Annotated in this window: 24 protein-coding genes; 4 read left to right on the top strand and 20 right to left on the bottom strand. The window is 36.6% G+C overall.

The features are described from left to right. Window positions 1-21 precede the first annotated feature (21 nt). The 5 genes from A5849_RS07195 to A5849_RS07175 all read right to left on the bottom strand — a co-directional run bounded on the left by A5849_RS07195 (window position 22) and on the right by A5849_RS07175 (window position 5,985). A complete protein-coding gene (locus A5849_RS07195; protein WP_002292115.1) occupies window positions 22-1,350 on the bottom strand; it encodes an enolase C-terminal domain-like protein in 1,329 nt (442 codons plus the stop codon). Window positions 1,351-1,392: 42 nt separating this feature from the next. Next, complete coding sequence (locus tag A5849_RS07190; protein WP_002313675.1) at window positions 1,393-2,697, bottom strand: SLC13 family permease; 1,305 nt, start codon at window positions 2,695-2,697, stop codon at window positions 1,393-1,395. Window positions 2,698-2,793: 96 nt separating this feature from the next. Further along, window positions 2,794-4,149, bottom strand: a complete 1,356-nt coding sequence (locus A5849_RS07185) for an enolase C-terminal domain-like protein (protein WP_002313674.1) — start codon at window positions 4,147-4,149, stop codon at window positions 2,794-2,796. A 27-nt stretch (window positions 4,150-4,176) separates the two neighbouring features. Further along, on the bottom strand, window positions 4,177-5,073 hold the full coding sequence (gene garR / locus A5849_RS07180; RefSeq protein ID WP_002308995.1) for a 2-hydroxy-3-oxopropionate reductase: 897 nt from the start codon (window positions 5,071-5,073) through the stop codon (window positions 4,177-4,179). A 3-nt stretch (window positions 5,074-5,076) separates the two neighbouring features. Next, window positions 5,077-5,985 carry a dihydrodipicolinate synthase family protein gene (locus A5849_RS07175; protein WP_002334748.1) on the bottom strand — a complete coding sequence of 303 codons (909 nt, stop codon included), beginning with the start codon at window positions 5,983-5,985 and terminating at the stop codon, window positions 5,077-5,079. Window positions 5,986-6,343: 358 nt separating this feature from the next. On the opposite strand from A5849_RS07175, the gene A5849_RS07170 reads away from it, so the two are divergent. Then, on the top strand, window positions 6,344-7,444 hold the full coding sequence (locus A5849_RS07170; RefSeq protein WP_002308991.1) for a sugar diacid recognition domain-containing protein: 1,101 nt from the start codon (window positions 6,344-6,346) through the stop codon (window positions 7,442-7,444). A gap of 48 nt (window positions 7,445-7,492) precedes the next feature. On the opposite strand, the gene A5849_RS07165 is transcribed toward A5849_RS07170, so the two are convergent. The 13 genes from A5849_RS07165 to A5849_RS15185 all read right to left on the bottom strand — a co-directional run bounded on the left by A5849_RS07165 (window position 7,493) and on the right by A5849_RS15185 (window position 18,919). Next, on the bottom strand, window positions 7,493-8,194 hold the full coding sequence (locus A5849_RS07165; protein WP_231601460.1) for a hypothetical protein: 702 nt from the start codon (window positions 8,192-8,194) through the stop codon (window positions 7,493-7,495). A gap of 239 nt (window positions 8,195-8,433) precedes the next feature. Then, window positions 8,434-9,060, bottom strand: coding sequence for an ATP-binding cassette domain-containing protein (locus tag A5849_RS07155; protein WP_002320123.1), 627 nt, complete (start codon window positions 9,058-9,060; stop codon window positions 8,434-8,436). A gap of 352 nt (window positions 9,061-9,412) precedes the next feature. Then, window positions 9,413-10,579 (bottom strand): molecular chaperone DnaJ, encoded by a 1,167-nt coding sequence (gene dnaJ, locus A5849_RS07150; protein WP_002292130.1) that lies wholly within the window; start codon window positions 10,577-10,579, stop codon window positions 9,413-9,415. A gap of 150 nt (window positions 10,580-10,729) precedes the next feature. Next, on the bottom strand, window positions 10,730-12,559 hold the full coding sequence (gene dnaK, locus A5849_RS07145; RefSeq protein WP_002292134.1) for a molecular chaperone DnaK: 1,830 nt from the start codon (window positions 12,557-12,559) through the stop codon (window positions 10,730-10,732). A gap of 50 nt (window positions 12,560-12,609) precedes the next feature. Continuing rightward, on the bottom strand, window positions 12,610-13,173 hold the full coding sequence (gene grpE, locus A5849_RS07140) for a nucleotide exchange factor GrpE (RefSeq protein ID WP_002292135.1): 564 nt from the start codon (window positions 13,171-13,173) through the stop codon (window positions 12,610-12,612). 93 nt (window positions 13,174-13,266) lie between these two features. After that, window positions 13,267-14,310 (bottom strand): heat-inducible transcriptional repressor HrcA, encoded by a 1,044-nt coding sequence (gene hrcA, locus A5849_RS07135; protein ID WP_002292136.1) that lies wholly within the window; start codon window positions 14,308-14,310, stop codon window positions 13,267-13,269. A 233-nt stretch (window positions 14,311-14,543) separates the two neighbouring features. Further along, window positions 14,544-15,710: a radical SAM family heme chaperone HemW gene (gene hemW, locus A5849_RS07130; protein ID WP_002345173.1), complete on the bottom strand. Its 1,167-nt coding sequence runs from the start codon at window positions 15,708-15,710 to the stop codon at window positions 14,544-14,546. A 15-nt stretch (window positions 15,711-15,725) separates the two neighbouring features. Further along, the gene (locus A5849_RS07125) at window positions 15,726-15,953 is read right to left on the bottom strand and encodes a hypothetical protein (RefSeq protein ID WP_002345972.1); all 228 of its coding nucleotides are present in this window, start codon (window positions 15,951-15,953) and stop codon (window positions 15,726-15,728) included. Window positions 15,954-16,204: 251 nt separating this feature from the next. After that, window positions 16,205-16,471, bottom strand: a complete 267-nt coding sequence (locus A5849_RS07120; RefSeq protein ID WP_002345973.1) for a type II toxin-antitoxin system RelE/ParE family toxin — start codon at window positions 16,469-16,471, stop codon at window positions 16,205-16,207. After that, complete coding sequence (gene relB / locus A5849_RS07115; protein WP_002329324.1) at window positions 16,468-16,698, bottom strand: type II toxin-antitoxin system RelB family antitoxin; 231 nt, start codon at window positions 16,696-16,698, stop codon at window positions 16,468-16,470. The genes A5849_RS07120 and relB overlap by 4 nt, the downstream gene beginning before the upstream one ends. A 114-nt stretch (window positions 16,699-16,812) precedes the next feature. After that, complete coding sequence (locus tag A5849_RS07110; protein WP_002301399.1) at window positions 16,813-17,772, bottom strand: IS30 family transposase; 960 nt, start codon at window positions 17,770-17,772, stop codon at window positions 16,813-16,815. 179 nt (window positions 17,773-17,951) lie between these two features. Beyond that, window positions 17,952-18,212, bottom strand: coding sequence for a hypothetical protein (locus A5849_RS07105; RefSeq protein WP_002345974.1), 261 nt, complete (start codon window positions 18,210-18,212; stop codon window positions 17,952-17,954). 41 nt (window positions 18,213-18,253) lie between these two features. Further along, window positions 18,254-18,919, bottom strand: coding sequence for a hypothetical protein (locus tag A5849_RS15185; protein WP_002292140.1), 666 nt, complete (start codon window positions 18,917-18,919; stop codon window positions 18,254-18,256). Window positions 18,920-19,093: 174 nt separating this feature from the next. On the opposite strand from A5849_RS15185, the gene A5849_RS07090 reads away from it, so the two are divergent. Continuing rightward, the gene (locus A5849_RS07090) at window positions 19,094-19,351 is read left to right on the top strand and encodes a hypothetical protein (RefSeq protein ID WP_002345975.1); all 258 of its coding nucleotides are present in this window, start codon (window positions 19,094-19,096) and stop codon (window positions 19,349-19,351) included. Window positions 19,352-19,364: 13 nt separating this feature from the next. Beyond that, window positions 19,365-19,664, top strand: coding sequence for a hypothetical protein (locus A5849_RS07085; RefSeq protein WP_002345976.1), 300 nt, complete (start codon window positions 19,365-19,367; stop codon window positions 19,662-19,664). Window positions 19,665-19,898: 234 nt separating this feature from the next. Here the strand turns inward: A5849_RS07085 and A5849_RS07075 are convergent, their stop codons facing one another. Both A5849_RS07075 and A5849_RS07065 read right to left on the bottom strand, forming a co-directional pair. Beyond that, entirely contained in the window at window positions 19,899-20,657 is a 759-nt protein-coding gene (locus A5849_RS07075; protein ID WP_002345977.1) for a restriction endonuclease, read from the bottom strand. Window positions 20,658-21,145: 488 nt separating this feature from the next. Beyond that, a complete protein-coding gene (locus tag A5849_RS07065; RefSeq protein WP_002345978.1) occupies window positions 21,146-22,171 on the bottom strand; it encodes an HNH endonuclease signature motif containing protein in 1,026 nt (341 codons plus the stop codon). A gap of 184 nt (window positions 22,172-22,355) precedes the next feature. On the opposite strand from A5849_RS07065, the gene A5849_RS07060 reads away from it, so the two are divergent. Next, complete coding sequence (locus A5849_RS07060; protein WP_002301399.1) at window positions 22,356-23,315, top strand: IS30 family transposase; 960 nt, start codon at window positions 22,356-22,358, stop codon at window positions 23,313-23,315. The last annotated feature ends 10 nt before the right edge of the window (window positions 23,316-23,325 follow it).

The raw sequence follows: 23,325 nt of genomic DNA, 5'->3' as shown, positions 1-23,325 counted from the left end.
AATCAACATGACTACTTTAAGCTATGGACGTACTAAACATGGCTTTTTGTGATCAAACGTCCATCCTGGAATTAAGAATTGCATTCCTACTGCATCATCTCTTGAATCTAATTCGTTGTCTAAATAGAGCTGATGTGCCTTTTCTACTTTCTCCATATCTAGTTCTACACCTAAACCAATGATTTCTTCTGTCAACTTGATTTTCCCATCTCTAATAACGAATGGTCTTTTTGATAATTCCTGTCCATCTTGCCAGATCCAATGAGTGTCGATGGCTGTGATCTCACCAGGTGCCGCCGCTGCTACATGCGTAAACATCGCAAGTGAGATATCAAAGTGATTATTGGAATGAGAGCCCCAAGTCAATCCAAAATCATGACACATTTGCGCTACTCTGACCGAACCATCCATTGTCCAGAAATGGGGATCTGCTAATGGGATAGATACGCTTTGCAAAGCTACAGAATGTTGCATTTGTCGCCAGTCTGTAGCTACCATATTTGTGGCTGTTGGTAATCCAGTTGCTTTTCTGAATTCCGCTAATGCTTCTCTTCCCGATAATCCATTCTCAGCCCCACAAGGATCTTCCGCATAAGATAAGATACCATTCATTCCCTTGCATAAATCAATTGCTTCTTGCAAAGACCATGCGCCATTTGGATCTAGCGTGATCCTAGAGTTTGGAAAAGCTTTTTTCAAAGCACAGATCGTCTTTATCTCTTCCTCACCTTCTAAGACGCCTCCTTTTAATTTGAAATCCTTAAAACCGTATCTTTCATGTGCAGCTTTCGCTAAAGAGACGATCGAATCAGAAGTCAATGCTTCTTCTCTTCTCAGTCGACCCCATTCATCAGACTCATCGTCACCTAGCAAATAAGGCAACGTCGTTTGTCTAGAATCTGCAATATAAAACAGATATCCTAGAACGTCTATCTCATCTCTTTGCTGTCCATTTCCTAAAAGCGCAGCAACTGGAACTTGAAAGAACTTGCCTAATAGATCAAGAAAAGCTGATTCAATAGCTGTTACTGCGTGAATCGTTGTGCGCAAATCATAAGTCTGCAATCCTCGACCACTACTATCCAAATGATTGAAATTATGATGGACTTTCTTCAACACATTTTTATATTCACCGATTGTTTTACCAATAAGCAGTTGCTTTGCGTCTTCTAAAACCTTTTGGATATTTTTCCCTCCCGGCACTTCTCCTACACCGATTTCTCCATTGTCTGCTGTCATCAAAAATAGATTTCTCGTAAAATAGGGGCCATGAGCACCGCTTAGATTCAGTAGCATACTGTCATAACCTGCGATTGGTATAACTTTTGTATCAATTATTTTCGGAATCATCTTTTTTCTCCTTTTTGTTTTAATTTCTAATTGCCTAGCTTATTAAAAAATTCCTATAGCAAATCCTACCAACGTCCAAAAGATGCTGATTCCCCACAATTTGAAGAAAGAAAAGCGAATATACTCTCTAATTGTTTCTCCTCCAAGGTCGCAGGCCATGATGATTTGAGGCTGTGCCACGATAGAAGCAAATGCACCAACATTGAAAAATAACGCTAACACGATAATATCTGCAGCAACTCCATATTGTTCTCCTACTGCTGTTATAATGGGAACTAAGGCAAAATACCAAGTATCATTAGTGAAAATGAACATCAAAGGTGTACTCAACAGTGCGATAATGATATGAAGATAGGGTCCCATAGAAGAAGGCACGATCTCAACTAAAGTCATGACCATTTGTTCCATCATCCCCGTTCCTTCCAATACACCAACTACGACTCCTGACATAAAGACGATCGGTGCTATGGGATAGGTAGCCGCAGCATATTTGCTGACCAGCTTGTTTTGCATCTTGCGATCTGGATAATTGATCACTAGTGCAAGGATTAAACCAACGGCAAAAATATAAAATTCTGGAAAAGAAGTAACGATAAGTAGCGTGACCACAGCTATTGTCAAGCAGAGATTGAACCAAAAAAGTTTAGGTCTTGACATTTCGGAAAGCTCTGGTTCTTCTCCCACTAATGTACCTGCTTCTATATTCTTTTTAATGAATCCATTTCTTTTTTGGCTTTTCTTTCCTAAAAAATAAGCGAATATCATGGTCAAAATCGTCATCAATATCATCAAAGGAATTAGTTTTAAAAAGACATGCATCGCCGGACTATCGACATTTGGCAACAATGCAGCAGCCCGGAGCACCCGTGCATTCCAAGGTTTAATCGTTCCTAACATCGTACCAAGTGAAGTCAAAAAAACCAGAATCATCGGATCAATCTTTAATTTTTTAAACAACGGTAATAGTAATGGGATAACAATCAAATAAGTAGACATGACACTCCCGTCTAATGTTGCAAGGATAGCCAACGGTACAGTAAAACTACACAGGATTGGTCCACCAATCTTCATTTTCTTCAGCACTTTATAGATCAAAATCTCAAATAATCCAGCATCTGTCATTAATGCAAAATACGGTAACGAGAACATAATCATTAAAAAGATACTTCTAGTGAGATCTAGTCCAGATATAATATGTTCTGTTGTCTTGGATAAATCAGCACCGCTTAGAAATGAAAAAACAAGGGGCAAAATCGCAAAACAAACCAAAATATTCAGTTTATCTTTCATTAGCAGAAAAGTGATGACTCCCATCATTGCGAAGCCTAAAATTGCTAAATAACTCATGCCGTAATCTCCTTCAACCATTTTTTCATAATTGATCCAGCTGGCAAGAATAGGAGAAAAGTCAGCTAGTTTCATCAATTATCTTTTATTACATGTTTAGCGCACCAAACAAGGTCTACTTGAATCAAACATCCAACCTTTAATTAAATATTGCATTGCTAACGAGTCATCACGATCCCTATATTTCTTTTCAATTTTTTGATATAGGTGATGCGCTGATTCAAGTTTTTCCATATCTATTTCGATGCCTAATCCAGGCTTATCTGTCACTTTGATTTTTCCATCACGAATAACTAAAGGATCTTTGCATAACGCCTGTCCATCTTGCCAAATCCAGTGTGTATCAATAGGAGTGATTTTTCCAGGAGCCGCTGCTGCACATTGCGCAAATACAGCTAAGGAAATATCAAAATGATTATTAGAATGCGATCCCCAAGTCAATCCGAAATCAGCTAATATTTGAGCCATACGAATACTTCCATTCAACGTCCAAAAATGAGGATCAGCCAACACGATATCTACAGCTTTTGTTTCTAAGGCATGATAGAATTGTCGCCAATTCGTCGCAATCATGTTCGTTGCCACTTGATGCCTTGTAGCTGTCTTGAATTCTGACATGATCTCACGACTAGAAAATCCTTGTTCAGGACCACATGGATCTTCGACATAGGAAATCATTGATAATTTGTCTTTACACAGATCAATTGCTTCTTCTAAAGACCATGCACCATTTGGATCGATATTGATTCGTGCATCGGGGAAAGCGTCGTGCAGTGCTTCTATCGCTTTCATCTCTGCTTCCCCCGAAAAAACTCCGCCTTTCAACTTGAAATTATTGAACCCATATCTTTCTTTCACCGCTTTTGCTTGAGCAACAATTTCTTCAGGTGTCAATGTTTCTTTTCGACGAAGTTCGTCCCATTTATCTTTACATGAAGATTCCACTAAATATGGCAAATCAGTCTTCTCGCAATCTGCGATATAAAATAGATAGCCAAGGACTTCAACTTCGGCTCGCTGTCTTCCATCTCCAAGCAATGTACACATCGGCATATTTAGATGCTTTCCTAATAGATCAAGCATAGCGCATTCAACTGCTGCTTCTGCTTGAACAACAAATTTCATATTTTTCAAATCTAAACCTTGCAGACCCTGTCCATCATTTCCTTTTGCCAACCAACCTTTTTTACGAATAGTTGTAATCACTTGTCGGTAATCAGCAATTTTCTGACCTTCTACCAAAGGAATATAACTTTCTAGCATCTTTGTAATATCTTCTCCGCCATGAATCTCTCCCACTCCTCTTTGACCAGTCTCATCTTCTAAAACAACGATATTCCTTGTAAAGTAAGGGGCGTGGGCTCCACTGAGAGTCAGAGTCATACTGTCATAACCTGCTACTGGATAGACAGCCATTTTCATTATTTTGGGTATCGTATCAATCGTTCTCATACACTAGTTCCTCTCTCTTTACGAAAATCAAACTGTATCTTTACTTTCGATCGTCAAGTTATTTATTTTTTCGTAGTAACACGCAATAGCTGAATGATCTTTTTTCTCCAAACCGTCATTTTTTAGTACTTGCATGATTTCCATCAATTGAGCTGTCAAAGGAATTCCGGCATTTATCATATGTGAGGTATCTAACGCATTCTGTAGATCTTTGATGTGCAACTCTATTCTGAATCCTGGATCAAAATCTCGGTTCAAAATCATCGGTGATTTAGCATCCATAACCGTACTCCCTGCTAATCCACCACGAATCCCTTGATAGACCAACTCGGGATCAGCACCTGCTTTAGTAGCAAAGGATAAAGCTTCACCGACAGCGGCGATATTGATTGCGACGATTATTTGATTAGCTAGTTTAGCAATGTTTCCCGCACCTACCTCACCTATATAAGTGACTGAACTTGCCATTGATAGGAGCAACTCATAGCATTGATCAAAAACTTTCTTTTTCCCACCGACCATAACAGCGATTGTTCCGTCAATTGCTTTTGGTTCTCCTCCAGATACCGGCGCATCTAAGAACTCTACTCCAAGTCCTGCAAGCTTTTCTGCAAATCGCTGACTAGAAACAGGATTAATCGAACTCATATCGATTACGATCTTGCCTTCACTGATTCCAGCGGCTATCCCTTCTTCTGAAAACAATGCGGCTTCCACATTCGGAGAATTCGGTAACATAGTAATTACGATATCTGATTGATTTGCTAACTCCTGACTATTTTTTGCTGTTGAAGCTCCAGCTGCTGCAACTTCATCCATATTCGATTGATTGAAATCATAACAGATAACCTCATAACCATCTTTTATTAGATTTTTTGCCATTGGTTTACCCATGATTCCTAGTCCTACAAATCCGATTTTCATTTCTTATTCCTCCATATCTCGTTTATTTATGATTTTTTCAAGTACTTCAGACATTTCTTTCTTTAATTGATCGGAAGACGTCGTGTTCGGTAAAATACTTGCTCCAACATCTAGTCCAATCAAATTACAAGCATCTTTTGTAGCTATTGGAAATGATGCACGGTCAAACATATTCCTAAATTCTGTCAATTCAAATTGCGCGTTTCGCGCGGAAGACAAGTCGCCAGTGCAATAATGTTCATAAATAGAGACGACTAATTCAGGGACAACATTCGCTGTAGATGCAACTGCGCCGACCGCCCCATAGACAAGAGATCCTAAAATCAAGGTGTCTCTTCCAGCCATTACTTTGAACTCCTCATTCTCAGTACGTCGAATATATTCTGCTGTCAAATGTGCATTCCCACTACTATCCTTAATTCCAACAATATTCGGATACTGGGAAAGACGAACGACCAAAGAAACACTTAGACTATATCCAACTTTTCCAGGATTGTTATATAGCAAAACAGGTAGATGAGGCACAGCCTTTGCAATCGTGATTATGTGTTGATACAATTCGTCATCTGTAGGAGAAATGAACATCGGTGGCAAGATCGATAAACCATCAGCACCGTTTTCCTCTGCTGTTTTTGCCATCAACACTCCTTCCTTCGTCGTGATCGATCCAATACCCATATAAACTGGTACACGTTTATTGGCTGATTTAACGATTGTTTGGAGACCTTTCTTTTGTTCCTCTTTATCAATCGCAAAAAACTCTCCGTTACTTCCAAATGCTAAAATACCATTGACGCCTCCTTGAATCACATGTTCAACCATTCGTTCTAATGGTGCAGTTTTTATCTGATTCTCTTGATTTACCGGTGTAACAATTGGGACGATAATCCCTTTGACTTTTTCAATATCCATGCATTCTCCTCCTAGGGATGTTCATCACAACATAAAAGCGATTTTTTTCACAATCGTTTCTTCAATATTCATGTTACAAATCAATATCGCAATAATTATAAGAACGTTTTCATAATAAAAAGTATATATTTTCACAATGATTTAGGGTATGGTACAGGTAACAGAAATAATTCATCTTTTGATAAGATTATTCGTTATCCATCACAATTATCGATGATTTCTACAGGATGATAATCATTTTTTTTAAAAATAAATGTTATATTAGAAGTCTTGTTGATTTATTATTGAATTTCCTTTATATTTTTATGTAAACGTTACCTTTTGCTGTTTTACTGTATTTTCTTACAAGGAGAACTAGATGAACATCTCTAAACAATTAGCACGGAATATTGTCAAAAATCTCAAAGATGTACTAAAACAAGAAATCAACTTTATCGATACAGAGGGCATAATCATTGCAAGCACCGATGAGGAACGGATCAGGACCCTCCATGAAGGGGCAAAAATCGTTTTGGATACGAAAAAAGAAGTTTTTATCAGCGAAGACGGCCAATTCAAAGGAACGAAGCGTGGAATCAACGCCCCGGTGTATTTTGAACAACATATCATCGGTATAATTGGACTGACCGGTGGAAAGGAAGTGAAAAAGTATGCTGAAATTTTAAAAAAAATGACAGAAATACTCATAAAAGAGGCATATCTGAAAGATTTTACTTTTCAATTAAGGGAGAGACATCGTCTGACGATCGAATCGCTATTGTTTCCTTTCAGTCATTTTGACTCTCCTCACTTGATCGAGCTTGATTTTTCTTCTCCATATTATGTAGTTGTGGGGCAACTTCCTGACAATCAGGAATTGTATCAAGAGCAGATCACCCCTTTATTAGAGTTACTTGAAAGGGTCTTTTCTTACTACAGTCAGGCTTTGTTCACTGTACATAGGCAACAAATCATTATCCTAGTCAATCGCATTTCCAGAGCCTTATTGATATCGTTACTTGACAAAGTCCAGACAAATTTTGACAAATCGTATCAGTTACAACTGAACTTCGGAATTGGGTCGCTTTGTTATACAGAGCAGGAGACACCGCAATCTTTCCTTCATGCCCAGCATGCTTGTGAATGGATAACTTTCCATCAATCTGTGAACGAGATCCGCTTTTTTGAAGATTTAGACCTCGGGATCCTTTTACCAGCAATCCCATCAGGTCAACGATCATTATATGTAAAACGTATTTTGAAAAGCTTGACAAAAGAAGAAGTACATTTATTCAAGAAAACTTTGACATGCTTCAGTAAAAATAACGGAAGTATCAAAAAATGTGCAGAAGAATTATTTATTCATAAAAACACCTTGCAATATCGACTGAATAAACTCCATTCTCTCACTGGTTATAACCCTAGAAACTATGATGATTATCTTATTCTAAAGCTAGCTTTTTTGTTGATACAAATATGACGATTACAAAAAACCAGATGAACATAAGGTTGTCCGTCTGGTTTCTACTTATTTCTCAGTAGGACTGCTCCACATTCGTTGTAATTTTTCCATCGTCCATATATAAATAATGATGCCTATACCGATAATCACAATATATTCTATACCAAACTCAACCCGCGTCCCCGAATTGATCCTAAAAGTTGAAGCGTTTGTGTTAAATATTTTAGGATATAGATATAACAAAATATTCTTGAGATCATATTTTCCTAGTGGTGGCAAAAAAAGAAAATAACTTCCTAAGAGACATAGGCTGACGAAAGAATTCTTTACGACTGTTGTAAAATAATAACAAACTAAAAAGGAAAGAAATGCAAACCCCAATAGGACACTCAATTGAAGCGGCGCTTTCTCAAGATAAGATATTTGCCTAATTAACGCTTCATCGATTTGTGTCGATTTGTCAGCCTGAACAAAAAATCTTGAAAAAGACTGCAACATCAAAAATAAAATGAGGGAAGCAAGTATAAAAATAATTAAACTAAGAAACCCCGCTCCTATCTTATGACGATTGATTTGCCATTGAGAATCCAAACAGCGCCTGATTTTCATTGTATGGTATTTGATATCTGCATTTGCTATTACTATCCCGTATACCCCCGAAAAAAAAGGAAAGAGAACAAAAAACGAAGAAGACAATAATTGGTTGACCCCGTTTTGGACATTTAAAGCAGCAAAACTGGAATGATAAGCAACGTAATGATATTTCAACGGATTGTCAACTATTTCAGTATTTTCGTTCATACTGATAGAAAAAGGTTGTTAAAGTATTTCTTGGATCGTTTCACCCCTTGCCAAGGCTTCCTCTACATAATATTGGAAATGACGAAGATGACTTTGAATGAGCATTATTTGAGAAACGAACATTAAAGTAGAAAGCAACAATATTACTGAAAGAAAAAGGTAAAATATTTTCGTACGTCTTTGATAATAAAATTCAAAAAGCATTTTTACCTCCTTTTTGTTGAAATAAAAAAGCTGCGTAAATCCTCGGACGTGATAGGTTCTATTTTTCCGTTTTTTACATTTAATAACTCATCAGCCATTTCCAAGTAATATTCTTCATGACCACTTAAGATGACTGTAGCTTCTTTTTTCAGCTGAACCAAGCAATAAAGCAGCACTTTCCGATTCTTTTGATCTAATCCATTCAACACTTCATCTAATAAAACAACTCGGGGCGCAAGCAACAATAGCAATAGCAGCGAAAGTATCTTTTTTTCTCCCAGAGAATAGTTCTTGACTTTCACATACGATAAAAATGAAAGGGGTAAAAAATCGATTTTTTGTTTAGAGATTAGTTCTTTTATTTGCCGATTTTTTGTCAGTAAAATTAGATTATCTAATCCAGTTAGATTCAAGTAAAAAGGGGTAGAGTCAAAAACACAAAAACAACTACCTGTTTTTTCAATCGTTCCCGAGTAGCTATCAATACCGACAATGCAGCGAAATAAAGTCGTTTTGCCAATGCCATTATCCCCATAAAGATAATAGATTTTATTTTGATCAAATGTGAATGACAGATGATCAAATAAGATTTTTTGCCCAAATCGTTTAGAAAAATCAATAAGTTTCATAGACAAACTCCTGAATAGATTAGTACCATGTAGAACCACCATTACCATGTACTCCAACCATATACTTTTTTAATTTCTTCAATCAAAATGAACTAATTCAATCAATCGAGTTTTTTATTTATTTATATTTTACCAAAATATAGTAATGGCTCATTATCAACTTTTTATCAATATAGAAAGTGATAACCATCCCCTTATTTCATTTCTTAGATTCCTTTTTCCCCTAATAAACGCTATTGAAAACTAGCATTACTAAGTGTTAATACATAAAAAAATAAAAGACTTACCATTTTTTCTAGAAATAGAAAATTTTGGTAAGTCTTTTTGACACTTGTGTTTTTTACTAGAAAAGCTACTTCCGCTTTTTCCCGCCAAAAGCATCTTTGAATTTATCGAAGAAACCATCTTCTTGTTGTTCTTCTACTTTGATGCCGCCAGCTTCAGCGAATGCACGTAACGCTTCTCTTTGTTGTTCATTTAGATTTTTCGGCGTGATCAGTTTTACTTTGACATGTTGGTCGCCTGTTGCACCACCACGTAACTTCGGAGCGCCTTTTCCACGTAAGCGGAAGTTCGTACCTGTCTGTGTACCAGCAGGAATCTTCAGTTTCACATCTCCATGGACAGTTGGTACTTGGACTTCATCGCCCAAAGCTGCTTGTACAAAACTTAAAGGCAATTCATAGTAGATTTCAGAGCCTTCACGGTCAAAGATATCACTTTCTTCTACACGGAAGACCACATACAAATCACCAAATGGTCCGCCGTTTTCTCCGGCTTCTCCTTGACCAGCTAAACGCATTTGTTGTCCTTCTTCTACCCCAGCTGGTACATTCACTTTGACTGAGTGAGCTTTCTTCTCATGACCTGAGCCATGACAGGTTGGACAAGGTTCTTTGATTTCTTTTCCTGTACCATGACAAACATCACAAGTTTGACGGCTCATCACTCGTCCAAGCGGTGTTTGGCGTTCTACATTGATCGTACCTGCACCATGGCATTTATGACAAGTAGTTGGTTGCGTACCTGGTTTTGCCCCATTTCCGCCACAAGTATGACAGATTTCTTCCCGATTGTACTTGATTTCTTTCTCTACGCCAAAAATTGCTTCTTCAAAAGATAAGTCGATCGTATATTGCAAATCAGCACCTTGACGAGGCGCATTGGGATCGACTGAACGACCTCCCCCTCCAAAGAACGAGTCGAAGATATCTTCAAAACCACCGAAGCCGCCGCCAGAGAAGCCGCCGAATCCACCAAATCCGCCACCAGCTCCACCAGCACCGTAATTTGGATCTGTACCTGCATGCCCGTATTGGTCATATGCAGCGCGTTTTTGCGGATCACTTAAAATTTCATAAGCTTCTGATACTTCTTTAAATTTTTCTTCTGCATCAGGTTCTTTATTGATATCAGGATGGTATTTTTTTGAAAGCTTACGATAAGCTTTCTTTATTTCATCTTCTGATGCTCCTTTTGAGAGCCCTAAGACTTCATAATAATCACGTTTTGTTGCCATAGGCTTTCCTCCTATTGGTTCTCATCATTTTCACGTCGCTTGTTATCATATCATATTTTGTTTGAAACAAAAACCGATACTTCAAACTATTTTTCAAAAGAAAAAGCCAAAGTAGCAACTTTGGCCTTCTCTCGAAATTCAGTGAACTGATTATTTATCGTCGCCATCGACTTCTTCAAAATCAGCATCAACGACATCATCTGCTCCGCCTTGAGCTGCTTCTGGGTTTTCTTGAGCTTGTTGTTGTGCCGCTTGTTCATATAGTTTAACAGTCAAGTTTTGAACGATTTCGTTCAATGCATCGCGTTTAGTTTTCATTTCTTCAATGTTGTTTGCTTCAACAGCGGCTTTCAATTCATCGCGAGCTGTTTCTGCTTTTTTCACTTCTTCTTCGTCTACTTTGCCTTCTAATTCTTTCAATGTTTTATCCACAGAGAATAGCAATGCGTCTACATCATTACGTAGGTCAACTTCCTCTTTACGAGCTTTATCTGCTTCAGCGTTTGCTTCTGCATCTTTTACCATACGTTCGATTTCTTCGTCTGTTAGACCTGAAGAAGATTTAATCGTGATTTTTTGTTCTTTTTGTGTACCTAAATCTTTCGCAGATACATTTACAATCCCGTTTTTATCAATATCGAATGTTACTTCGATTTGTGGGATACCACGAGGAGCTGCTGGAATATCTGTCAATTGGAATCTTCCTAGTGTTTTGTTGTCAGCAGCCATTGGGCGTTCACCTTGTAATACATGGATGTCTACTGCTGGTTGATTATCTGCTGCAGTGGAGAACACTTGTGATTTACTTGTTGGGATCGTTGTATTGCGGTCAATCAATTTAGTGAATACACCGCCCATTGTTTCGATACCTAATGACAATGGCGTAACGTCAAGTAAAACAACATCTTTTACATCACCAGTGATCACACCGCCTTGTATAGCAGCACCCATCGCAACTACTTCATCAGGGTTAACTGATTTGTTTGGTTCTTTTCCTGTTTCTTTACGTACTGCTTCTACAACTGCAGGGATACGAGTAGATCCACCGACCAAAATAACTTCGTCGATTTCTGATTGTGATAAACCTGCATCTTTTAGTGCTTGACGTACTGGTACTTTCGTACGTTCTACTAAGTCAGCTGTTAATTCATCAAATTTTGCACGTGTCAATGTCATTTCCAAGTGCAATGGTCCAGATTCACCGGCTGTGATAAATGGCAAACTGATTTGTGTGCTTGATACGCCAGATAAATCTTTTTTCGCTTTTTCAGCGGCATCTTTCAAGCGTTGTAACGCCATTTTGTCTTGAGATAAGTCAATGCTGTTTTCTTTTTTGAATTCTGCTACCATGTAGTCGATGATTTTGTTATCAAAGTCATCCCCACCTAGATGGTTGTCACCAGCTGTTGACAATACATCAAAGACACCGTCTCCTAATTCAAGGATTGATACGTCAAAAGTACCACCACCAAGGTCGAATACTAAGATTTTTTCGTCACGATCTGTTTTATCCAAACCATAAGCAAGAGCAGCTGCAGTTGGTTCATTGACGATACGTTCTACTTCTAAACCAGCGATTTTACCAGCATCTTTTGTTGCTTGACGTTGTGCATCGTTAAAGTAAGCTGGTACAGTAATAACTGCTTTTTCGACTTTTTCACCTAAGTAATCTTCTGCAAATCCTTTAATATATTGAAGAATCATTGCTGAGATTTCTTGAGGTGTGTATGATTTGCCTTCTACATCTACTTTGTAACCAGCTTCACCGATATGGCGTTTGATTGATGAAATCGTATTTGGGTTTGTTACAGCTTGACGTTTTGCCACTTCCCCTACTTGGATTTCTCCATTTTTGAATGATACAACAGAAGGTGTTGTACGGTTTCCTTCTGGGTTAGCGATGATTTTTGCTTCGTTTCCTTCTAGTACTGCTACTGCAGAGTTAGTCGTACCTAAGTCAATACCGATAATTTTACTCATAATTAACGTCTCCTTCTTTAATTGAAAGTGTAAGTTTTATATCCGCACAATTATTGTGCAACAATGACCATAGTTGGTCTTAACACGCGATCATGTAATTTATAGCCTTCTTGTAGTACTTCTACAATCGTATCGGCTGGTGTATCTTCAGTCGCTGGAACAGTTTGTACTGCTTGATGAAGATTAGGATCAAAGGATTCTCCTTTAGCAGGGATTTTCTCGATTCCTTCTTCTTCCAGTGCGTTACGTAAACTTTCCAAGACCATTTCCACGCCTTTTTTCAAGCTTGCTCCTTGATCATCTGACACTTCTGTGGCTAATGCACGTTCCAGATTGTCAATTGATGGAAGCAATTTTTTGGCTAAATCTTGTGAACGGTATTTTTGTAATTGCTCACGTTCATTTTTTCCTCGATTTGCCATATTTGCGATTTCCGCACGAGCCCGCAAATATTTATCTTCCATTTCTTCTAATTCAGCTTTTAATTTTGCTGATTCGAATTCTTCCGCTTCAACTTCTGAAATGCCTGAATCTTCTGCAGCTTCGACATCGATTTCCGGTTCTGGCTGAGCATCTGTCATTTCTTTATCTAGTTCTTCTTGATTTTCTTTCACGATACAGTCTTCCTTTCATTATTCAGTCAGCTGTTTGATTGCTCTTACTAAGAAAGAGAGAACGATCAGCTGCAAATAGCTTCGTTATTCACATTACGAGTTTGACAAGTCAAGTGATCGATAGTAATCAGCAAGCTTAGCTGCTAGTTCTCTTCGATAAACATCCACTAGACCAAACATCCGAGAATAAGGCATACTAGTCGGCCCCAACAAGGCTATTGTACCTCTTCCATGACCATCTATCTCGTAACTTGCTTGAATCATGCTCATATTCTGCAATAAATCATTACCTAATTCAGCACCGATTTTGATACGAATATTACTATCCATCGGAGTGATCATTTGTGTAAGTCCATCGGAGTCTTTCATAAAAGAAAACATCGATTTAAACTGATCAAGATCTTGACGGGGCTCATAATCCAAGAGATTCATTTGTCCACTGACATAAACTTTTTCTTCAAACACATGACCAAGAACGGTGTCAAACAACTGGGACATCCCTTCTGTGGTCTGGAAATATTTATGAAGAATCATCGGAATCTCTGTACGTAGTTTATGGTATACCGTCATCAGAGGATCCCCGACTAGACGGTCGTTTACAATTTGCACCATTTTTTCTAGTTCCTGACTTCCCATGTATTCGGGAAGAGTGAACACTTGGCTTTCTACATTTCCCATATCTGTCACGACAATCGCAATGATCTGTCGATTATTCAAGGGTACGATACGAAAGCCTGTTAGTCGGCGGTCTTTTATTTCAGGTCCCAACGAAAAAGTCGTATAACTTGTCAGCTCAGATAAGATCTCAGCAGATTGCTTAATGATCTCATTGATCTCATGAAATTCTCTACCTAAAGACTGACGTATCAGCAGCAGGTCATCTTCTGCTACGCGAGCAGGTTTTAACAAATGATCCACATAATAACGATAGCCTAAAGCAGATGGAATCCGCCCAGAAGAAGAGTGAGTCTTCAACAGCAACCCTTCATCTTCTAATGCCTTCATATCATTGCGAATCGTTGCTGAGCTGGCCTTGACTCCCTCAGACATCAATGTTTTGGAACCAACGGGCACGCCACTACTCGTATAGTGTTGGATGATCAGACGTAAAATGTCGTTTTGTCGCTTTGTTAACATCTTCCTCACCTCTCATTAGCACTCATATATTCTAAGTGCTAATCCACTTATAAATATAGCAAGAAGCCCTTCTCCTGTCAAGAGAAAGACTTCATTTTTTAGCACTCTATCGTCCAGAGTGCTAATTATGAGCAATTGCTATAAATTCAGTTATATCAACGTTTCAATAGTTCTTTATTGTATTTTTGAACTTTTTTTATTTAAATTCCGATAAAAAACAAATATTCTTTAAACTATTTTTCAAACAAAAAACGCTCAAACACATTGTTTCCCAAAAAAGTCCCTCTAGGTGTCAAATAAATACGTTCTTCTTCATTAACAAGTAACCCTTCTTCCTCTAACTTCATCAACACATCTCCATACACCGATTCAATCGTTTGTTGATAGCGATCATAGAAGTGTTTTTTAGCAATCCCAGTTTTTTTTCTTAGCCCCAAGAACATTTCTTCTTCTATTTGATTTTTTCGTGTCAATTTTTCTTCTTCCAATACTGGGCGTTCATTGACTCGTAATGGACGTAAATAGTGTTGGATTGGTCCTTTGTTGCGATAACGAATATTTCCAAGATAACCGCTAGCTCCTGCTCCAAACCCAAAATAATGGTCATTGTTCCAATACATCAAGTTATGCTGCGACTCGTGTCCGGAAAGCCCAAAGTTACTTATTTCATATTGGTGACGTCCATGCTTTTCCATTGCTTCAATGGTCTCTTCAAACATTTTAGTTTCCGTTTCCTGATCAGGCAGTTCGAGTCTTCCTTGTCGTACCCAGTTCATGAACATTGTTTTGTTTTCTAGGATCAATGAGTACAAAGAATAGTGAGGCAGATCCAAAGCCAAAGCTTTTTCCAAAGTATCCCGATACCCTTCTAGTGTTTGTCCCGGTAATGCATAAATCAAATCGATGCTTACATTGGTAAAATTTTCTGCTTTTAAAAATTTCATCGTTTGATACACATCTTCTGCGGTGTGTTTACGTCCAATTTTTTTCAGTAAGCGATTGTCAAATGTCTGAACTCCCATGGATAAACGATTGACACCATAGTTTTTCATCACTTGAAGCTTTTCACGGGTCAAATCGCCAGGATTCGCTTCTACAGTAAACTCTTTACCATCCTGGAAAGGCAAGATCTCTCTAGCTCCTGATAACAATCGATCAAGTTGTTTAGCAGATAAAGAGGTCGGTGTCCCGCCCCCTACATAAAGTGTTTCCAAATTCGCTGTCGGGTGACTTTCCAGCATTAATCTCATTTCATTCAGCAGCATTTCCACATACTCATCTACCGGTTGCCCTTCTAAAAAAACTTTATTAAAGTCACAGTAATAGCAGATATGCTCGCAAAATGGGATATGAATGTACGCAGAAACTTTGTTTTCTGCGGGATTATTTGTTTCTTTCATTGAACTTCTTTCTCCTTACGTCGAAAAGTCGTACCGATTTTCGACCTTCTTTAAACGGTGTGCAAGCACCAGCTCCTCGAAATAAGCCGCATGTTTATGATCTAAGAAGTCTAGTTCCAAAAATGCTTGCTTATTGTCATCGGAGCTACATGTGGCTTTCACAACCTCTCGATAAACGGTGTTCACAAAGCTGACCTTCGGCATTAACTCAAAATCTGAAAAAATATGAAAAGCTATTTTCACAGATTCCTCCTTAAGTGCTCAGGTCACAACGCTTTGCTTACAACCTCTCATATACGCATACTAAACGTATTTGGCAAACAAATCCACTAAAAAATCCAAGAATCGACTTCTTGGATGATTTTTTTACGTTCATGATTCCTCCTAAACAATTTTATCCATATTTTGTCCATAAAAAAATCTAGTTAAACCTCGCACTTCAAAAGTTTTAACTAGATTCTTCTTATTATTTTTTTATAAAAATAAATAGTCTCTTAATCATAGACATTTTTTCGGTGTCCCACTTGAATAGCGATAACAACCATTTGATTATCTTCTATCTCTACCAACACACGATATTTGCCAATTCGATAACGCCATTGTCCTGAACGATTAGCGGTCAATCCTTTTCCGAATTTTCTCGGATCGTCAATACCATCAATATGTTGATACAGCCATCGAACGATCAGCGTCGCTTGATGCTTGTCTATTTTACGAAGTTGTTTCTGAATTTCAGGCGTGAATTCTAAACGGTAGGTCATTCCAACCCTCCAAATTCATGAAGGATTTCTTCCATGGATACTGTTGTTTTTCCACTTTCTACCCAATGTTTATGGGCAATTTCAGCCGTTTGACGATCGTATTCATCTTCTAGTTGTTCCATCGAATAGGTTTTTAGAAGCTCAGATAAAGTAATCCCATAAAATTCCGCCATATAAGAAAGCCATTCTTTTTCGGCATCACTCACACGAACCGTAATCATAGCCATATTATCGCCTCCCTTTTGTATCACATTGTAATACGAAAGGGACAAGATGTCAATTTTGTATGATTTACTTAGCTTATTTTGAGATTTTTCCATTTTTTTAACCAATCTTAATTGTCAAATTAAGTTAGACAGATCATCAATACTTACGTAACTCAAAAATACTTCCAAAGGTGTTCGATAATCCAGTGATTTTCTAGGAATATTATTTCGTTTAGATGCGACAGATTGAATAAAAAATTCATCTACTGAATTGAAATCCATAGATTTCAATAAACCATCTCTACGTAACAATCCGTTAGAATTCTCGTTTAGGCCTCTTTGAGACGGCGTTCCTGGATCAGCGAAATAAATGGCAATATCATTGACATTACTGATCTGTTTCCAATTTGAAAATTCCTTTCCACAATCAAAAGTGATGGATTTGAATAGGTTTTTCGGTACAGATTCAAACCATTGATTTAATTTTTTTTCAATATCAATCGCTTGTCTACCACACGGTTTCAATGTGATGATAACTTTTGATAATCGTTCAACTAAGGTAATTACAGCACTTTTATGTTTCAGACCTACGATAGTGTCACCTTCAAGGTGACCAAACTCATTTGAGAATTGGCTATAATCCTTTTCACGTTCATGAATAGAGCGGCGGAAAGTTTGTTTTCCACGTCTTTCTTGATGTCCATTCGGTTTACGCTTGCCTTTCATCGGTAAGTCAGAAGAATCAAATAGCCCCTTTTTGAACATACGATAAATGGTACGAGCAGAACAACTAATAGGAAACGCTGCACGACCAACAATCACATCGGGTGTCCATCCTTGAACAACCTTTCTTTGAATATATTCTGATTGTTCCTCGGGTAAAACAAGCGGACGTCTACCACAGTTTGATTTGTTTTTCTTATACTGTTGATAATATTCTAAGGCTGATTTTCCTTGCTTGAAGAACAGATATACTTTATGGATCGTTTGTCTTGAACGATTCAAGCAATGGGCAGTTTTAGCAACAGATTGATTCATTTTGAAATAAGACTCTATTATTACAAGTTCATCCGTTGTAAGATGGGTATAGGTCATTTGTACTCACTCCTTATAATTCTTTGGTCGGAACTATTTTGAGTGTAGCACAAATGACTTTTTTAGTTGTCTAGCTTAATTTTACAATCGGCGCAATAAAAAAATCCAGGAGAATTATTGGATTGAATGTGATTTCTGAAGAACTTTATTTTGAAACTGCCGACCTTACAAATGAACTTTTAGAGAAGGGTAGTTTTTTTAAAACGTACCAAAATTAAACATATCGCAAGAAACACAAAGCCCCAAATTACAAATAGCTTATATTTTATTAAACATTTTTCTACCTTTATATAGTCTGTTTTTGACATTTCTTTTCCTAAATTTAAACGAACAATTGTTTTTACTTTCAAGAGAAATCGTGTGCCAATGATAAAGCAGCACACACTCAATACTCCTAGCAATATTCTACCTAAAAAATTCAAATTTTCTCCTATTGTCACTTATAGCTCCTCATCTACTTGAATTTTAAACTTGTCTAGCGCTATGCCCAAAGATAATTATCATTTCTTCCATCTACTCGATCAAGACCTTCTGCGATTAGTCCTCCAGCCGAAGTACCAGCTAAAGCTAAGGCAATTTCTACAGCTGCGAGCGCTTTTCCTCTTACAGTGGTAATTCCAATTTGCGCAACAATTACATTTTCAGTTACTCGAGCAATATTTCGCTTGTTTTTTCTAATAATTGCTTTTACCGTATTCACACTTGAATTTGCTAAACCTAGACCCAAAACGATTAATCCTGCATCAATGACACCAGCCACAAAACCAGTTGAGTTCCACCAGTTTTTCCCTACGCCTCGCATTCTTGGATTGAATCCAATCATTGCTAAATACTGATTGATTGCTTGTTCCATTCTTAATTCATCTTCAGGTGTTAATAATATTTCTCCGTTTTCGTTAAATTTAGGTTGAACATCTCCATATTCTTCCTTGATTTTTTCAAGGGCTAGTTCGGAATTCTTTTTTTCTTCCGAGTAATAAACTGACAAGTCTTCAGAACTAAAATTGCTTTTACTATTCTGAGTTTCATCCAGAATCAACTCATTCGCTGAAATAATCATACTCCCACTTGTTGCTACTACGGACAAAACAAAAGTTACTGCTATTACACTAATCCACATTTTTAAGTCCAGATATTTCTTTTTCATTATGAATCCTCCAAAATTTAAATTTGCCTTATAAAGACAAAATAACTATAAATTGATAACAAGTTTAATATTTTATAGCATCTTAAAAAGTTGTTTTAGACTCATAATCGTTAATATTTTTATATTCTATAAAAAAACAGTGCTAATTTTACAAAAAAGTCGAATTTAATCACCTTGTTGTCAAATTATCAGCTAGTCACAGTAATAGCAGATTTCTTCAATGTTTCTACAGATTTTCTACTAAATAGAACCTCTGATCCGACTCCTCCAAAACGCAGCAAAGAAGATCAGCTTGGAGACAGTATCCTTTCTCACTTCCGATTGAATACTGCTGACATGGAAGTAGCAGATATTGAAGAATTGGAAGAAGAATTAAATGAATATATGGACTTTTTAGTTCAACGTGCAAAAGCAAAGAAAAATAAAAAATAGCCGGGAGAATTATGTGAATGAAGTAGAAGATGTAGAATTCATCGATTACGACTTCAAAGATAACTTAAGTAAGAAAATGCTTGGTTCCATTACAAAAGTTCATGGCGAAATCATCATTACCACCAATCAACATTTAATGCTTGAACGCAAAAATTTTACAAAAATGCATGAGATCATCCATTATTATAAGGACGTCCCCTATCTTGGAGAATCTCATGCATTTTCTGATATGATTTTAGAAGATGCTTATTTGCCAGAAGACTATAAAAAAACTTCGAGCAAATATAGGTGCCAGTATCCTCATGGCGAATGACCGGGCTCTTCCTTATGCGTTAAAAAAGTTCAGAAATTTTAACGAAGTAGCCAACTACTTTTTCATGAGCAAGGCAGCACTAAGAAAAAGAATCCTCCAGTACTTGGAATTTACTGGAGGATATACATCTGATGAAGCGTATAGGTTATTTAAAAAATATTACTACAGGAATGAACTAGAAATACTTCGATATTTAGAGTAGAACTTGGTACTTTAAGTTAAAGTGGTTTCATTTTAATACTTCTTGATACTTTCTGTGTGACCAAAATAGCGTGAACAAGCATTAAAATACTGTCCAGTTTCCCCGTTCTTGCGCGGAATCATAATTCCTTCATTACATTTAGGACATGGTTTTATATCTTTAGGTAAAGAGTTCAATAATTGACATTTCAGCATTGTCTCTGGAATCAACTGATTTAACAGTTTTAAAAGTTCATACCTGCCATACCACTCGATTTTATGTGCTTTTTCATTTTCTGCTATTTGTTTATATGCATGAGTATTAAAAAAAGACGAAGTGATAAACATCTTTTTAGTCCAGTTTTTATCAGATATTCCTGCAAAATTTTTTACATCATTATCAGTGATCAATCGTTCATTACTTGTGCTATTTAAACGCTTTGATTTTGCTTGAACCGCTATACGCTCATTTTCCTTAGTTAAAATCAAATCCACGCCACCATCGCCAGTATAGACACGCTTATCCTTCATATATCTTTTCTTGGTTATTTCAACTTCATACCCAGCCAATTTAAACACTGCGGCTAAAAATCTCTCAAAATGATCCCCTTGTCTCACTCGATCTCGAATACTACTTCCAAAATTCCTGTCCATATCGCTTACGAAATCTACGACAATTTTTTCATCACTGTTTAGCGCCAGTGACGCTTTTTCCAAGCCCATTTTTACTTCAGAAATAATTTCTTGAACCTCTGTTTCATCTTCTGACTGCCCCGATTTTCTATTTAACTTCTGTAAAAATTTTAGAACCAATTTATTGTCTCCCTTCACAAAGTTATATATCACTTTTTATTGTAAATTAATAACAAGAGTATTAATTTGTTTGACCATAAAAAAATGATTTTTTATGAAAGGAAGATTGAACTTTCCAACAATATAAAAATGCATGAGATATTCCACTTTATAGGGATATACCCTTGAAGAATCTCATGCTTTTTTTGATATGAAAGTTAAAAAAATTTACTTGCTAGAAAACTGTGAAAAAGAACTTCGTGCAAATGTAAGTGTCAGCATCCTCATGGCGAATGTTCGAGCACTTCCTTATGCGTTAAAAAAATTTAGAAATTTTGACGAAGTAGCCAACTACTTTTTCCTGAGAAAGGCAGCACTACAAAAAAGAATCCTCCAGTATTTGGAATTTACTGGAGAAATGAACTAGAAATACTTTGTTACTTGTCATAGAACTAAGTTTCACATAGAAGGCATAGCTCCCATTAGCTTATTTGTCCCATAAAAATAAATTACGGTATTTTAGAAAAGCTATTTTCTCTTTTTTCAACGATCTTCAGCAATTTTTCTTTATCATCAGGTAACTCAAGTTCATGAATTCTAGCATGACAATTGGGGCATAACGCGATACAGTTTTCAATCACATCTTTTCCACCTTGCGACAAATATTCTATGTGGTGACAATGTAAATAAGGAACACCGTCTTTTATAAATGGTCCTTTTTCTTGGCAAAGTTGACAAATACCCTTTGCAAGTCGTTTAACATATTCAGATACGAAGGGATTACGTTTATATACTTTTGTTTTTGAGAAGAAAAACTCCTCTTTGTTAACATATTTTGCAGCCATTTTTTTGTTATAACTACTAATTTTTCTTGCTTCTTCTTCTAATTTAGTATCAGATAAATTATGAACATGCCTAGTTTGGCTTTTTTCCTGATTATATATGTCTTTATCTTCAATCAATTGATCTTGATTTATTAAAGCTAAAGGAAATTTATATACTTTTCTTCTGTTACCCGAACTATCTTTTTCATTATCAGTATATATTTGTCCTGCTAAATATACTTCTCCCAAATACGTGTGTTCTTTTGGTTTAAATGTTTCAAATAAATGAATCTTTACAAAATTACTTTTTGAATTGGCTAAAACTTTATTTTGATTCTTATCCAATACTTGATCCCCTTTTAGCCCCATACCGGTATATTGTAAAATACCATTTAACCACTTATCTTTATAAACATTACTTCCTGTCTGATCACTAAACAATACAAGAGTATTAGATTGATGAGATCTTCTCATTCCACCTTGTTTAGAACATTTAAACTTCTCTGAAATTTCTTTGTTAGTATATACTCTACCAACTTCTAACTCACCTAATACGTTTTTAGACCTATTTTCTCGCCATGCGATAATCTTATCAAGATTAAACATTTCTCCCTCTTTTGGCATGCCATTTCTAATTAAATCAGCTAATACACCAGTAGAAATATCTAATTTTTTTAGTAATTCTTTCTTAGTAATCAATGTTGGATTCATAGCAATGCAGCTCCTAATGATATCAATATAATTGGCATTAGATAACTTGAAAATCGAAAAATCTCATTTTATGTTCAAGTTATCTATAACACGCCGATTGTAAAATTAAGCTAGACAACTAAAAAAGTCATTTGTGCTACACTCAAAATAGTTCCGACCAAAGAATTATAAGGAGTGAGTACAAATGACCTATACCCATCTTACAACGGATGAACTTGTAATAATAGAGTCTTATTTCAAAATGAATCAATCTGTTGCTAAAACTGCCCATTGCTTGAATCGTTCAAGACAAACGATCCATAAAGTATATCTGTTCTTCAAGCAAGGAAAATCAGCCTTAGAATATTATCAACAGTATAAGAAAAACAAATCAAACTGTGGTAGACGTCCGCTTGTTTTACCCGAGGAACAATCAGAATATATTCAAAGAAAGGTTGTTCAAGGATGGACACCCGATGTGATTGTTGGTCGTGCAGCGTTTCCTATTAGTTGTTCTGCTCGTACCATTTATCGTATGTTCAAAAAGGGGCTATTTGATTCTTCTGACTTACCGATGAAAGGCAAGCGTAAACCGAATGGACATCAAGAAAGACGTGGAAAACAAACTTTCCGCCGCTCTATTCATGAACGTGAAAAGGATTATAGCCAATTCTCAAATGAGTTTGGTCACCTTGAAGGTGACACTATCGTAGGTCTGAAACATAAAAGTGCTGTAATTACCTTAGTTGAACGATTATCAAAAGTTATCATCACATTGAAACCGTGTGGTAGACAAGCGATTGATATTGAAAAAAAATTAAATCAATGGTTTGAATCTGTACCGAAAAACCTATTCAAATCCATCACTTTTGATTGTGGAAAGGAATTTTCAAATTGGAAACAGATCAGTAATGTCAATGATATTGCCATTTATTTCGCTGATCCAGGAACGCCGTCTCAAAGAGGCCTAAACGAGAATTCTAACGGATTGTTACGTAGAGATGGTTTATTGAAATCTATGGATTTCAATTCAGTAGATGAATTTTTTATTCAATCTGTCGCATCTAAACGAAATAATATTCCTAGAAAATCACTGGATTATCGAACACCTTTGGAAGTATTTTTGAGTTACGTAAGTATTGATGATCTGTCTAACTTAATTTGACAATTAAGAT

Origin of the sequence: Enterococcus sp. 10F3_DIV0382, assembly GCF_002140245.1 — a bacterium.
GTDB classification, from domain to species: Bacteria; Bacillota; Bacilli; order Lactobacillales; family Enterococcaceae; genus Enterococcus_B; species Enterococcus_B lactis.
The sequence above is the reverse complement of the archived record's forward strand: the minus strand, read 5'-3'. Positions and strand labels throughout refer to the sequence as shown.